Origin of the sequence: Paraburkholderia sp. (genome assembly GCF_036488505.1) — a bacterium.
In the GTDB taxonomy this organism is placed as follows: domain Bacteria; phylum Pseudomonadota; class Gammaproteobacteria; order Burkholderiales; family Burkholderiaceae; genus Paraburkholderia.
Window position 1 is genome coordinate 1 of sequence record NZ_DASXHN010000239.1, and the last position, 13,784, is coordinate 13,784.

13 protein-coding genes are annotated in these 13,784 nt (G+C 65.5%); 5 read left to right on the plus strand and 8 right to left on the minus strand.

What is annotated here, in order from left to right:
* Nucleotides 1-242: 242 nt before the first annotated feature.
* The 5 genes from VGH68_RS14710 (at nt 243) to gph (ending at nt 3,902) form a co-directional block, all read left to right on the plus strand.
* On the plus strand, nt 243-1,016 hold the full coding sequence (locus VGH68_RS14710; RefSeq protein WP_331604375.1) for an energy transducer TonB: 774 nt from the start codon (nt 243-245) through the stop codon (nt 1,014-1,016).
* Between the two features lie 73 nt (nt 1,017-1,089).
* Entirely contained in the window at nt 1,090-1,851 is a 762-nt protein-coding gene (locus VGH68_RS14715; protein ID WP_331604376.1) for a MotA/TolQ/ExbB proton channel family protein, read from the plus strand.
* Nucleotides 1,842-2,264 carry a biopolymer transporter ExbD gene (locus VGH68_RS14720; RefSeq protein WP_331604378.1) on the plus strand — a complete coding sequence of 141 codons (423 nt, stop codon included), beginning with the start codon at nt 1,842-1,844 and terminating at the stop codon, nt 2,262-2,264. The genes VGH68_RS14715 and VGH68_RS14720 overlap by 10 nt, the downstream gene beginning before the upstream one ends.
* 121 nt (nt 2,265-2,385) lie before the next feature.
* Nucleotides 2,386-3,186, plus strand: a complete 801-nt coding sequence (locus VGH68_RS14725; RefSeq protein WP_331604388.1) for an HAD-IA family hydrolase — start codon at nt 2,386-2,388, stop codon at nt 3,184-3,186.
* Nucleotides 3,183-3,902: a phosphoglycolate phosphatase gene (gene gph / locus VGH68_RS14730; RefSeq protein WP_331604379.1), complete on the plus strand. Its 720-nt coding sequence runs from the start codon at nt 3,183-3,185 to the stop codon at nt 3,900-3,902. Before VGH68_RS14725 ends, gph begins: the two co-directional genes overlap by 4 nt.
* A gap of 66 nt (nt 3,903-3,968) precedes the next feature.
* On the opposite strand, the gene VGH68_RS14735 is transcribed toward gph, so the two are convergent.
* From VGH68_RS14735 to VGH68_RS14770, 8 genes are all read right to left on the minus strand, one after another.
* Nucleotides 3,969-4,631 carry an ankyrin repeat domain-containing protein gene (locus tag VGH68_RS14735; RefSeq protein ID WP_331604380.1) on the minus strand — a complete coding sequence of 221 codons (663 nt, stop codon included), beginning with the start codon at nt 4,629-4,631 and terminating at the stop codon, nt 3,969-3,971.
* A gap of 15 nt (nt 4,632-4,646) precedes the next feature.
* Nucleotides 4,647-5,216 (minus strand): c-type cytochrome, encoded by a 570-nt coding sequence (locus VGH68_RS14740; RefSeq protein WP_331604381.1) that lies wholly within the window; start codon nt 5,214-5,216, stop codon nt 4,647-4,649.
* 44 nt (nt 5,217-5,260) lie between these two features.
* Complete coding sequence (locus tag VGH68_RS14745) at nt 5,261-6,994, minus strand: pyrroloquinoline quinone-dependent dehydrogenase (RefSeq protein ID WP_331604382.1); 1,734 nt, start codon at nt 6,992-6,994, stop codon at nt 5,261-5,263.
* Between the two features lie 425 nt (nt 6,995-7,419).
* Nucleotides 7,420-8,868, minus strand: coding sequence for an MFS transporter (locus tag VGH68_RS14750; protein WP_331604383.1), 1,449 nt, complete (start codon nt 8,866-8,868; stop codon nt 7,420-7,422).
* A gap of 368 nt (nt 8,869-9,236) precedes the next feature.
* Nucleotides 9,237-10,598, minus strand: coding sequence for a citrate/2-methylcitrate synthase (locus VGH68_RS14755; RefSeq protein WP_331604384.1), 1,362 nt, complete (start codon nt 10,596-10,598; stop codon nt 9,237-9,239).
* 116 nt (nt 10,599-10,714) lie between these two features.
* Nucleotides 10,715-11,647 carry a hydroxymethylglutaryl-CoA lyase gene (locus VGH68_RS14760; RefSeq protein ID WP_331604385.1) on the minus strand — a complete coding sequence of 311 codons (933 nt, stop codon included), beginning with the start codon at nt 11,645-11,647 and terminating at the stop codon, nt 10,715-10,717.
* 45 nt (nt 11,648-11,692) lie between these two features.
* Nucleotides 11,693-12,874 carry a CoA transferase gene (locus VGH68_RS14765; protein ID WP_331604386.1) on the minus strand — a complete coding sequence of 394 codons (1,182 nt, stop codon included), beginning with the start codon at nt 12,872-12,874 and terminating at the stop codon, nt 11,693-11,695.
* Nucleotides 12,871-13,784: CoA transferase (locus VGH68_RS14770; protein ID WP_331604387.1), on the minus strand; the 914-nt coding region annotated here is incomplete at its 5' end. The genes VGH68_RS14765 and VGH68_RS14770, both read right to left, overlap by 4 nt.

Consider the following 13,784-nt stretch of genomic DNA (forward strand, 5'->3'; position numbering starts at 1 on the left):
ACGCCATAGCGTGGTGTGCGGGTCGGCATGCTTCGGGGGTGAATCCGTGTCTCCGGCATTGTTTTACTCCGTGGTGAAATCGCAGCGCCGCGATTCGCTCGCGTCATTCATTCAAAGTAGCCCACTGGGCGATTGTTTGACAACGAACATCGGGCGGGAGAATTTCCCGAATTGACTGACGCCGCGCAGCGCGGGTTCTAAAACGCCGGGCACGGGGGGACAATAGCCGCGGAGGTGCAGTGATGCTGCAAGTCGCCATCGCAAACCGCGCAAACGCCATGCATCCCGCGACGGACTACCGGCGCGTCGCAATCGTGCTGGGCGCCGTGATCGTCGCGCATCTGGTGCTGCTGGCTTTGGTGCTGATGGCACGCGATAGAACTGTCGAGCGTACCGTCGAGCCGCGCACGATCACAGCCCTGCTGTTGAGTCCCGAGCCGGCGCCGCCTGCCCCTGCCCCTGCCCCTGCCGCCGCGCGTGCGGCGCCGCCCCCGCCCGCTGCCGTGAGCCGACCCGCACCGCCTCCTGCCCGCCCCGCCGTGCGCGTCAAACCGGCGCCTCAGCCGCGCCCGCACGTGGCGCGCAACGCGCCGACGCCCGCGCCCATCGCGCCGCCCGAAAGCACGGCGCCGTCCGCTGCCGCGCAACCGGCCCCTGCTGCGACGCCCGCTGCCACCGCGGCACCGTCGATCGCGCCCGCCCCCGCGGCCCAATCCGCACTGCCCGCGTCAACCGAGCCGAGAAACGTGTCGCATGTCGACTGCTCGATTCCAAAGCCCGACTATCCGGACATCTCGAAACGGCGCGGCGAAAACGGCACGGCCGTCGTGCGCTTCGTCGTCGGACTCACCGGCCGGATCGAAACCGCGCAACTGCAAAAGGGCAGCGGCTACGAGCGGCTCGACGACGCCGCGCTCGCCGCGGTTCATGCGGGCGCCTGCCAGCCGTACCGCGAAAACGGCACGCCGGTTCGCGCCGCATACTCGCAGTCGTTCGTGTTCGGACTGACCGAATGACCCGCATCGACGAACGACCGGCCCGCGGCTCCGCGCGATCAAAGAACACGGACCACAAACGAAGGAAACAGTCATGCAACACTACGGAATCGCAAACGTCTGGGCATCGGGCGATCTCGTCACGCGCGGCATTCTGAGCGTGCTCGTGATCATGTCGGTGATGTCGTGGACGGTCATCATCGTGAAGTTCCTGCAGGTGCTGCGGCTGCGGCGCGTCACCCGGCAAGGCGACGCGCGCTTCTGGAGCGCGGACCGCTTCGACGACGGCTTGCGCGCTCTCGGCCACCCGGCGTCGAGCCCGCACGACAACCCGCTGCTCGCGCTCGCGCTGGCCGGCCATGAAGCGGCGACGCACCATCGGCAGACGCAGCAGCATCTGCACGACCGCATCGACGTGTCCGACTGGATCACGCGGCGTCTGCAGGACACGATGGACGAAACAATCGCGCGGCTGCAAAGCGGCCTCGCGGTGCTCGCGTCGATCGGCAGCACCGCGCCGTTCGTCGGACTGTTCGGCACCGTGTGGGGCATCTACCATGCGCTGATCGTGATCGGCGAGACCGGCCAGACCTCGATCGATCACGTCGCGGGACCGGTCGGCGAATCGCTGATCATGACCGCCTTCGGCCTGTTCGTCGCGATTCCGGCGGTGCTCGGCTACAACGGGCTCACGCGCGCGAACCGCTCGGTCGTCGCGCGCCTGAAGCGTTTCGCGCACGGCCTGCACGCGTACTTCGTGACCGGCTCGCAATTGCCGTCGAGCGCGGGCCCGCAGATGCGCGTGGTGCCGCGCAACGGCAGCGCAACCCGTGACGGAGACCTCGGATGGCAATGACACCGTTTTCCGACGACGACGATCAGGCGCTGATGAACGAGATCAACATGACGCCGCTCGTCGACGTGATGCTGGTTCTGCTGATCATTTTTCTGGTCACGATTCCGGCGATGCAGCACGCGGTCAGGATCGATCTGCCGCATGCGAGCAGCCAGCCCGAAGCGGTCAAGCCCGCGCATGTCGATGTCGCTGTGCAAGCCGACGGTTCGATTCTGTGGGACGGTCAGCCCGTCAGCGACGATGGCCTGCGCGCGCGCATCGCCCAGGCGGCGCTCGCCGCCCCGCAGCCCGAGTTGCATCTGCGCGCCGACCGCAAGGTGCCGTATGAACGGGTGGCCGCGGTGATGTCGGCCGCGCAGAGCGGCGGCTTGACGAAGATGGGCTTCGTGACGAATCCGCAGCCAGGCAAATAACTTAAGCAGCGGTTTATCGACGGCGAAAGAATCTCTGAATTCAAATCGGCGTACGGCTCGGCTATCGTGGGGTGTCTGAACCCGCATACCCCCTCGCAAGGACCGGCCGATGCACGCCCCGCTGCAAGCTCTCATCTTCGACGTCGATGGCACGCTCGCCGACACCGAGACCGCGCATCTGCACGCGTTCAACGCCGCGTTCGCGGAAGCGAGGCTCGACTGGTGCTGGAACGAAGCGCTCTATATGCGCCTCCTGAAAGTGGCCGGCGGCAAGGAACGTCTGCTGCATTACTGGCGCATGGTCGAAGGCGAAGAAGCGGGGGGTGCGCAGGCGCTGAAAGCCGTCGATGCGCTGCATGCGCTCAAAACCCGTCACTACACCGAGCGAATGCGCGGCAACGGTTTGCCCCTGCGCCCCGGTATCGCGCGTCTGATCGATGAAGCGAACGCGGCGGGCATCCGCGTCGCGATCGCGACGACTACCACGCTGGCCAATCTCGACGCGTTGCTGCAGCCTCATTTCGGCGCGCACTGGCGCACGCGCTTCGCGGCAATCGGCGATGCGGGCACCACGCACGCGAAAAAGCCGGCCCCCGACGTCTATCACGACGTGCTCGAACAACTCGGCCTGCCGGCTGCGGCCTGTCTTGCGTTCGAGGACTCCGAAAATGGTTTGCTCGCGGCGCGTGGCGCGCGCGTGCCGGTGATCGTCACGCCGACCGCGTACACGTCGCGCGATTGCTTCGATGGCGCGCTCGCGGTGCTGCCTCATCTCGGCGATCCACATACGCCGCTCGAGCAGACCGTGCGCGGCGAATCTCTTCGCTGGGTGGACCTGCCAGTGGTGCGCCGCTGGCATCGCGACGCGGTGCATGGAGTCAATGCGGCCGCACCCATGCCACTGAACGCGAGCACGCAATGACCATGAGCCCTCACCACGACGCGCTGCTGATCGACCTCGATGGCACGATGGTCGATACCGCGCCCGATATCGTCGCCGCGGTCAGCCGCATGCTCGAAGACCTCGGCGCGACGCCGCTACCGTTCGCTACCGTAACCGGGTTCATCGGCAAAGGCGTGCGCAACCTCGTGCAGCGCTCGCTGCAAACGGCGAGGCTCGGCGACTCGTTCGATATCGACCATGCGCAGCGGGTGTTCGAGCGCCACTATGCGGCGACGAACGGACAATTGGGCCGTGTGTTTCCCGGTGTGATGGCCGGACTGCACGCGCTGCGACAGCGCGGTTATCGCTGCGCTTGCGTGACCAACAAGCCGCAAGCGCTCGCCGCGTCTTTGCTGGAGATGACCGGGCTCGCCACGTATCTGGACGTGCTGGTGGCGGGCGACATGCTGACGAGCATGAAGCCGTCGCCCGAACCGCTGTGGCACGCGTGCCGTCTGCTCGATGCGGACCCCACGCATTGCGTGCTGGTCGGCGACTCCGCCGTCGATGTCGCGGCGGCGCGCGCCGCCGGATTGCCGGTGTTTATCGTCAGCTACGGGTATGGCGGCGAGAGCGGCGCCGGCGCGCTGCGCGGCGACGCGCTGATCGATTCGTTCGAAGCGTTGCCGGCGCTTCTCGCCGCATGGCGGCCACGCGCGCTGACGCAAGCGCAGGTCGATTCGAGCGCGACGTAAAGGCACCGGCATGCACCTGGACCGGACGCCGCGCTGCTGCCCGCACGCCGTCGTGCGATTACCCAACTAGCCCGCCGACAGCAAGCCTGCCACGCGCTCCGACTTCGTCTGCACCGCGATATCTTTCGCCGTCATGCCCCGGTTGTCCTTCAACGACCGGTTCGCGCCATGCGCGAGCAGAAACTGGGCGGTCTCCGCGCGATCGTATCCCGCCGCCCACATCAGCGCGGTCAGATCGTTCTTGTAGGTCCTGTTCACGTCGATGCCCGCCTGGAGCAATGTCCCCACGACCTTCGTTTGCCCCTGCCCCGCCGCGTATTCCATCGCCGTCTTGCCGACGCGATCGGTCGCGAGCGGATCGGCGCCATGCGCGAGCAGCAGCGCGACGATCGGCTCGAAGCCGCCGTACGCGGCGGCCATCAGCGGCGTGACGCCGGGCGCGCTCGCATGCTGCACGTTCGCGCCGCGCTCGATCAGCGTTTTCGCCATCGCGGTATCGCCCTTCTTGCACGCGGTGATCAGCGCGGTGTCGCCGATCCGGTTCATCGCGTCGATCGACGCACCGCGTTGCAATGCAGCGAGCAGCGACTGCTGGTCGTCGTCTTTCGCGGCGGCCAGCAGTTGCCGGTTGGTGTCTCCCTGATCCTGCGCCGATGCCGGGCCGCACACGCCGCAAAAAGCGGCGAGCGCCACAGCCAGCGCAATCGGGCGGATGAATATGGCTTTCATGATGTCTGCTCCGTGCTACTGCAGATTGTTGATATAGGCGGCCAGGTTGCGGATGTCGTCGTCGCTCAGATTGCGCGTCACGCTGGCCATGTTGCCCGCGTCGTTGGTCCGGGTGTGCGAGCGGAAGTCCTGCAACTGCTTGACGATGTACTGATACTGCTGACCGGCCACACGCGGAATCTCGTTCTGCCCGGCAAAGCCGCCCAGATGACACATCGTGCACAGCACCTCGGCCGCTTTCTTGCGGCCCGCCTCGATGCTCGCGCCATCCGATTTGTACGGCACGGGCACGAGCTTTTGGGCGGCGAAGTAGTCGGCGAGATCCTGCATATCTTCGCGCGACAGATTCGCCGCCATCGGCGACATACGTGGGTCGCTGCGCCGCCCTTCCTTGAAGTCCTTTAGTTCGAGGTACAGATAGCGCGCGGTCTGTCCGGCCAGAATCGGATAGTCCGGACTGGTGGAATTACCCATCGGACCATGGCAGGCCACGCACACCTGCGCTTTCGCCTTGCCCGCCTCGGCGTCGGCGCGCGCGCTGGGCGGCAGCCCCGCAACGGCAAACCAGCCGCATAGCAGGGCCATCCGTATTGCGCGCGCTGAAGCCAGCTTTCCCCGTCGCGCTGGCCTCATGGCAACGCGAACACGACGACGCTGTTGCCACGCTTGAAGTCGAGCTGTGTATTGCCGCCCGCCGCGACCGCGACGTACTGCTTGCCGTTCACCGTGTACGAGACCGCCGGTGCATTGACGCCCGCGCCGCACTGGAACTCCCACAGCTTCTTGCCGCTCGCGGCGTCGAACGCGCGGAACAGGCCATTGCCTTCGCCGTTGAACACGAGGCCGCCGGCGGTAGCGAGCACACCGCCGATCAACGGCTGGTCGGTCTTGTAGTCCCACGCGATCTTGCCGGTGTCGATGTTCACCGCCGACAGCTTGCCCCACTGCTGTTCAGTCGCAATCACCTTGAACGCGCCGCCGAGCCACAGCTTGCTGCCGCCCGGATAGGCGGCTTCCTCGACCTGATAGGTCATCGGCTGATGCAGATTGGCCGCGTAGACGAGGCGCGTTTGCGGATCGAACGCGATCGGCGACCACTCGACGCCGCCGTTCGCGCCCGGCAGCATGCGCGCGCCTTCGGCGGTCGGCAGCGTCCACATGTTCTCCTGCGGAATCATTGCCTGCGAGTAGCGGATCAGCCGGCCGGTCGCGCGATCGTGAACGTACACGTGACCGGTCTTGCCCGCATGGACGACGCCCGGAATCATCTTGCCGTCGGTGTCGCGCACGTTGACGAGAATCGGTGGGCTGACCGCGTCGAGGTCCCATACGTCATGCGGCACGTACTGGTAGTGCCATTTGTACTTGCCGGTATCCAGATCGATCGCGACCAGCGAATCCGTATACAGGTTGTCTCCCGGCCGGATCGCGCCATACAGGTCCGGCGAAGGATTGCCGACGACGAAGAACACCGTATGCGTCTGCCGGTCGATCGCGGGCGTCATCCACACGCCGCCGCCGAGCGTCTTGTAGAAGTCGCCACCCTTGTCGGCCAACTGCTTCTTCTCCGCGGCGATGTCGCGCTTTTCGTCGCGGCCGGTGGCGTCTTTGGTGGCCCATGCGCCTTCCTGGCCGCTTTCCGGAATCGTATAGAAGGTCCATAGCAACTGGCCGGAATTCGCGTCGAACGCCTTCACGAAGCCGCGAATGCCGTATTCGCCGCCATTCGTGCCGATCAGCACCTTGCCGTCGACGACCGTCGGCGCCATCGTTTCCGAGTAGCCCTCGTCGGGGTCGGCGATCTGGCTTTGCCACAGCACGTTGCCGGTTTTGGCGTCGAGCGCGACGAGCTTCGAGTCGAGCGTACCCATATAGAGCCGGTCACCCGAAATCGCGACGCCGCGATTGTTCGGCCCGCAACAGAAGGTCGTGACCGGACCCATCTTGTGCTTGTAATGCCAGAACTCCTTGCCGGTCGTCGCGTCCACCGCGTACACGTGGTTGAACGACGTCGTCAGAAACATCACGCCGTTCGACACGATCGGCGCGGTTTCCATCGACTCGTTGACCGCCGTCTGGAAGATGAACGCCGGTTTGAGCTTCGCAACGTTCGTCCTGTTGATCTGCGAGCCGGGGTAATAGCGCGTCTGCGCATATGAGCCGTTCGAATGCAGCCAGGCGGCCTGGGTCGTGGCGGCCTGGTCGAGCTGCGCCTGGCTTACGGGTTGAAGCGTCGACGGCACCGGCGCGGCCGTGGTCGTCGAGCTGTTCTGAACTTCGTCGGCGGCATAGGCCGGGGACAGGCCGAATGCGACGGCCAGCAAAGGCAAACCGACAATTTCTTGAATGCGGGTGAATGGCATGAGCGTCTCCGTGCTTTTTATTGTTCCTATGAATGGCCGCGCTTGGGCGGCAATCATTCACGCGGTCAGCGAACTAACGGCGTAAAAAGCACGATCGCGCAACCCTCGCAGACAACAGAAGCGTACGACTTCGAACCGCTGATAGCTTTGTCAGGACGGGTCGGCTTCGCAGAGGGGAGAACTGCTGAACGGGCCTGCGGAAAACCGGCTCGATTAAATGTAGGTAATGTGGCGCCGATTTTCCAGGGAATATGTGGAGTTTTGTGGACGGCTTCGAACAGTGGGTTCGAGTCGGGGCAGCGGCTTGTGGCGAGCGCCTATTCAACGGTTGGACAGGTGCCGGCGCGGCGGCCATCCCTCCGCGGCAGCCGAGCCAAAGATCAGCCGCTGCCGGTGAAAAGCGCGCCGCGCCACCTGACCCACACTCATCGAGCGATGTCATCCAGTGCAAGACCCGTGGTGCGCGGCCCGAACAACGCCACCGCGACCACGACGATCGCCATCGCGCCGCCGATGAACGCGAACACACCCTCGACACCGAACTCGCGCAGGAAGAACGCGATAAAGAAGCCGACGAAGATCGACGATAACCGGCTCCACGAATAGACGAAGCCCACCGCGCCAGCCCGCATGCGAGTCGGAAACAGTTCCGCCTGGTACGTATGCACGATGGTCGACAGCCAGTTGACCACCAGCGTCTGCACGATACCCACCGCGATCAGCCAGCCAGGCGCCTTCAACATCGAGAAGAGCACGCCGATCACCGCCACCGATATCGCGCTCCAGACCAGTTGCCATTTACGCTCGAAGCGGTCAGCGACGAGCATCACGACAAACGGCGCGATCGGATAGAGCAGCACGATCAGGAACGTGTATTCGAGGCTGCGGGTCACCATGATTCCCTTCGCGATAAGCAGCGTCGGAATCCAGCTAACGAAACCGTAGTAGCCGATCGTCTGGAAGAAATTGACAACCACGAGCATCAGCGTGCGGCTGCGATACTCCGGACTGAACGCTTCGCGCAGCGTGCCCTTCTGCTCTTCAGCCTCTATCGTCTCGGCGGGTGGCGGCAAGTCCTTGCCGTAGTCGTTGCGCACGCGCGCTTCGATCATCTGCATCACTCGGTCGGCTTCGTCGAGGCGGCCTTTCTGCGCAAGCCAGCGAGGCGATTCGGGCAGGCGTAGTTGGAGATACCACACCAGCAACGCACCCGCCGAACCGAGCGCGATCACCCAGCGCCAGCCGTCGAAGCCGAGCGGCGCGATCGGCACCAGCACCCATGCGAGAAATGCGATCAACGGCGCGCATATCTGCGCGACGCCATACACGAGTCCAAATGCCATCCCGCGTGCGTGACGCGGCGTCAACTCCGACACGTAAGAGTCGATCGTCACGTATTGCACGCCCACCCCGATGCCGCAGATAAGACGCCATACGTTCAGGCCGAGCGCGGTGTCCTGAAACGCGATGACGATGGTCGCGACGCAATACCACAGCATCGACGCGGCGAATACGCGGCGCCGGCCGAAGCGGTCCGCGAGACCGCCGAAAGCGATCGTGCCGATGAACAGGCCGATGAATAGCGAGGCGAGAAAGCCGGCGAGGCCGTTCATCGCGAAGAAGGTAGGCGTGGTCGGCGTAAGAATGCCCGCGTGAAACAGGCCCGGCGCGATATAGCCCGCGAAATACACATCGTAGAGTTCGAAGAATCCGCCGAGCGCGACGAGCGTGAGCAGCTTCCATAGGGTCGCGGTCATCGGCAACCGGTCGAAGCGGGCAGTCACGGCGCCGGTCGTGATCGGACCTGACGGATAGTCCGCCCTTTCAAGCGAGCCGAGCGCATCCGCTCCGATCGCCCTGTTTGGGGTGCTCATCGTGTCTTCCTCCTGTGCGGCCTGTGGATGGTCGCTCAATGTCGAGCCTGCGTCGTTACAGGCAGAGTGTCGTGCTGCTAATTATTCGTATTCGAGACGTGGCGACAGTGATGTGGAGCGCGAGGCAATCGGGTTCCGTGACGCGCGCGTGTTCTGTTCACCAGCCCGACTGCTATTGCCATTCAGCATTCAGTCAAGGCCAGTCTAGTGACGCGCGCGATGACCCACAATACTTGATCGTTGAATCAACTTCGGCTGATTTGAACGCCGGCATGAGCGGCGCCCACTATCGCGCGTGCGCTGTCATGGCGGATAAAAGAAAAACGGCCCACGGGGGCCGTTCATGCAGCGGCATCTGGAGTTTCAGCTCAGGACGGCGATCCCACCGCCAACATTGCCTGGCCGACTTGCACAAGGTCTTCGGGGCCGTTCGACACCGGGCCGGCCTGCAGATAATCGGCGCGCGGACGAATCAGCGCGCCGGATTCGCGCTGCTCGACGATATGCGCGACCCATCCCGCCAAACGGCTGATGATGAACAACGCGAACGCACTGCGTGGCGGCAGCCCCAATGCGATCGTGAGCAACGTCAGGCCGATTTCGAGGCTCGGCAGACAGCCGTGCTGCGCGGCGATATCGAGTGCCGCGTACAGCGGCTCGACGGACGGATGACGGCCGTCGAGCCGCCGTGTCACGTCGATCAGATAGCGGGCGCGCGGATCGCCCTCCGGGTACAGCGGATGGTTGAAGCCCGGCAGGTTGCGGTGCGCCGCATAGTGCTCGTCGAACAGCCGCTGCGCCTGCGCGGTGGTCTTGCAGGCGCGCAGCAGGTCCTCGGTGGCTTCGTACGAACGCGCGGACGTGAGTCCCGTTTGTGTCAGGATCGCGGCCGCCACGCATTCGCCGACGTCGGCCCCGGCCGACGCGGCGATGCGCGCGACGAAGGTCGCCTGCGCGAGTTCGTGATCCGCGCACAACACGAGCGCCGCATCGAGCGCGGCGATGTGCTGCGGCGAAGGCGTGCCGCCAAGCACGGCAAGCAGCGTCGCGGACAAGCCGCCAGCGCGTTTGCGCGCGACGGTCGCCGCCGCGCCATCGTGCGATCGGCGCAGATGGACGAGGCAATGCGCCATCGTTGCGATCATGCGGCTGGCCGCAACGAATTGCGCGTCGGACGAGCGCGCGCCACGCAGATGTTCACCGCCGAAGCGCAATGCGATATCGGCAAAAAAGCGCACGAGTTCACGGCGCGGCAGCAAATCGGCGGTGCGCGGCCATGCATCGGCGAAGCGCAGCGTCCGCGCGCACGGTTGCCATGACAACGCGAGTTCGTCGCCGGTATCCCATAGCGTTTTCACGGCCGCTTCGAAGGTCTGCCCTGCGCGCGCCATGTCGAGCGCCGCGACGCCGCGATAGCGTGGCCCTTGCGCGGTGATTTCGGTAAGCGTGCTGGAGATGATCGGCTCGCCCCAGCGCATCGCGGCCGCCGCAACCGGCGCGTGACCGCTGCGCGCATCGGCGCGCGACTTCATGCGCTCGACGTCCTGGCGCGCGTACAGGCGGCGTCCCTTATCACCCTGCGGGACACTGCGGATCCACCCGCGGCTGACATACGCATACAGGGTTTGCAGCTTGATGTGCAGCAGGGAGAGCGTTTCGGCGCGCGTCAGGTAATCGCCGCCGGACGCCGGCGCGAGCCCCGCCGCGCCGTCTTGTCGGTTCCGTTGCACCTCGGTCTCCTTGACGGCGCAGGGGCGCCGTATCGGGGCGCAGTGACCGACAAGATAATCGAATGCCTGAGCGCTCACAATCCGGTTATGCCAGTAGCCGTTCGCGGACGCACGGTCTACGCATGAAGCGGCGCCTGCGCGCGATACGTCTTCGGAATGCCCGCCTTGGGCACCTGTCCGAACATCGGCTCACCGGGCAGGCCTTCGTGCAGCATCTCGCGCGCGGCGATCAGCAGGTCCAGGTCGATCCCGGTGTCGAAGCCCATGCTCTCCAGCATGAATACGAGGTCTTCGGTGACGATGTTGCCCGACGCGCCCGGTGCGAACGGGCAGCCGCCGAGGCCTGCCAGTGCCGAATCGAACGAGCGAATCCCCTCTTCCAGTCCGGCCAGCGCATTGGCGAGCCCGAGTCCCATCGTGTCGTGCAGATGCAGCTTGGTCAGCTTGCCGCCGATTTCGGCGCGCACCGCCTTCACCATGTTTCGCACTTGCGCCGGATTGCCGTAGCCGACCGTGTCGGCGAGCGCGATCGCGTCGACGCCGGCTTCTGCCAGCGCCACCGCTGTTTCGATCACTTTTCGCGGCGCGATCACGCCGTCGATCGCGCAGCCGAACGCGGTCGCACAGCCGGGCTCGACCGCCATCGGCCGCTGCTGTTGCCTGACCCACTCGACGATGCGGCGCACCTCGGCGACCTGTTCCATCGTGCCCTTGCGCGTGTTCGAGCGGCTGTGACCTTCGCTCACCGAAACGGGCACGCCGACACCATGCGCGCCGGCCGCATAGGCCGCCTGCGCGCCGCGCAGATTCGGCACCAGCGCCATCACGCGCAGGCCCGGCTGTTTCAGCGCGGCCCTGACGATCGCATCCGTGTCCGCCATTTGCGGCACGAGCTTGGGCGGCACGAAACTGCCGACTTCGATTTCGCCGACGCCCGCGTGGGCGATGGCCGCGATCCAGCGCGTCTTCAACCCCGTCGGCATGATGTCATGCGCCATTTGCAGGCCGTCGCGCGGCCCCACTTCGCATACCGCCACCTTCTCTCTCATGTCACCGCTCCTTCAGATAGATTGCCCGGGAAGCCGACGCAGTTGTCAGCGCAACACGCCTGCTTCGGTCAATGTTTCGACTTCGCCCGCGTCGAGCCCGAGCAACTCGCGAAACACGTAGTCGTTATGTTCGCCAAGGCGCGGCGGCGGTGTGAAGTCGCCGCGAAAGCCGTCGCTGTCCTGCCACGGTAGCGCGATGCTGAGCGAGCCGTCGGCCAGTTCGGGAAACAACCCACCGTTGGCGAAATACGGGTCTTCCATCACCGCGCCGATATGCCGCGAACGCGCGGCCGGCACGCCACGCGATTGCAATGCGTCGAGCGCCTGCGCTGGCGGCTGATCCGCGAGCCACGTGGCGAGCAGATCGTCCGCTGCCGACCGATGCGCCGCGCGGCCGCGCGCGTCGGCAAAACGCGCATCGCTCGCGAGTTCGGGCTTGCGCATCGCGTCGCACAACGCGCGCCATTGCGCGTCGTCGCAAACGGACACCGCGAGCCACGCGTCGTCGCCCGCGCAGCGAAAGCATCCGGAGGGCGCCGCGCTCCACTCGCGTGCACCGCTCGCCGCCGGCGTGTCAGTGCCTAGCGCTTCGCGAAACAGCAACTCGGGCAGCAGCGCGACGGTGCTTTCGAGCATCGAAAGATCGATGAAAGCACCCTCGCCGGTCACGCGCCGGTGGCGGATCGCGGCCAATACCGCACAGCACTCCCACAGCGCGGTGATCGGATCGGTCCACGCCGGCAGGATGCCCATTGCCTCGACCCGCTCGTTCGGCGTACCGACCACGCTCGCCCGGCCGCTATAGGCCTGCAATAGAGAGCCGTACGCGAGCGCGTCGCGTTGCGGTCCCTCGCGGCCGGTGCCGGATGCGGACACGAAGATCAGATCAGGCCGGATCGCCGCCAGCGCCGTATAGTCGAGCCCGAACTTCGCGAGCACGCCGTTCGAGAAATTCTCGACCACCATATCGCTCTGCGCGATCAGACGGCGAATCAGCTCAGGCCCCTGCGGCCGGCTCAGATTGATCGTGCAGCTCTTCTTGCCCGCATTCACCACGGCCCACCATGGCTGACGCTGCGTGTGCTCCCGGCGGGTCGACGATTCGATCTTGATGACTTCCGCGCCCATGCCCGCGAGCATCTTGGTGGTCATCGGGCCGGCCAGCACCCAGCTGAAATCGATGACCCGCAGTCCGGACAATGCCTTTTTTTGCGTTTCCGTCGTCACACCACCCCCTGCTGGCGCAATGTTTCCAGTTCCCCCGGAGACAGCCCGAGGCGTCCTCCGAATACCGCGTGATTGGCCGATCCCAGCCGAGGCGCAACGACCTCGCGCGCGCGCGGCAGTTCGGCGCCTGAACTCGTGCGCAAACCGAATGGCAAGCCCGGCATCGGCAGCGCTTTGCCACCCGCGCGTTGCCAGCCATCGAAAAAGCGGCGGGCGTTCAATTGCGCGTTTTCCAGCAGATCGCGTGCGCCGCTCACCGGGAAGCACGCGACGCGCGCCGCCTGCGCGCGCTCGAACACATCCGCGCGCGTGTGCTCGCGCGTCCATACCGACATCGCGGCCTGCAGAACCAGCCAGTTCTCGTTGCGCGCGTTGCGCTCGCCGCACAGTGCGATATCGCGTGACCATGGCGGATTGCCGAGCAACTCGACCCAGCGTTCCCATTGATGTTCTTCACGCGGCGAAATCATCACGAAGCCGTCCTTGCAGGGCAAAAGCCAGATGAGTCCGCCCGCGACTTCCGTGCCTTGCAGTTCCTCGCGCAGACGGCTGAAGGTGCGCTCGCCGCGTCCGTAATCGGCAACCGGTTCGATCAGCAGATGGGCGATCACATCCAGTTCCGCGCATTCGATGCTGCGGCCCTTGCCATGCAATTGCGCTTCGAGCAGCCCCCAGAGCGCGGCGTTCGCGGCTGCGACGCCGGTGGCGAGCGCCACTTCGCGATCCGCGCAAGCAACCGGTGGCTGCTGGTTGGGCGCATGCACCGGCCGCGCCTGATGAAATGCGTAGCCCGCGTGATGCGTGAGCGTGAAATCCGTGGAAGCGGCAAGCGTGCCGGCATCCGCGTGCGTGGTCGACGCGGATTGCCCGAACAACGTGCCGAATGGTGTGACCGCCAGCAACACCAGCG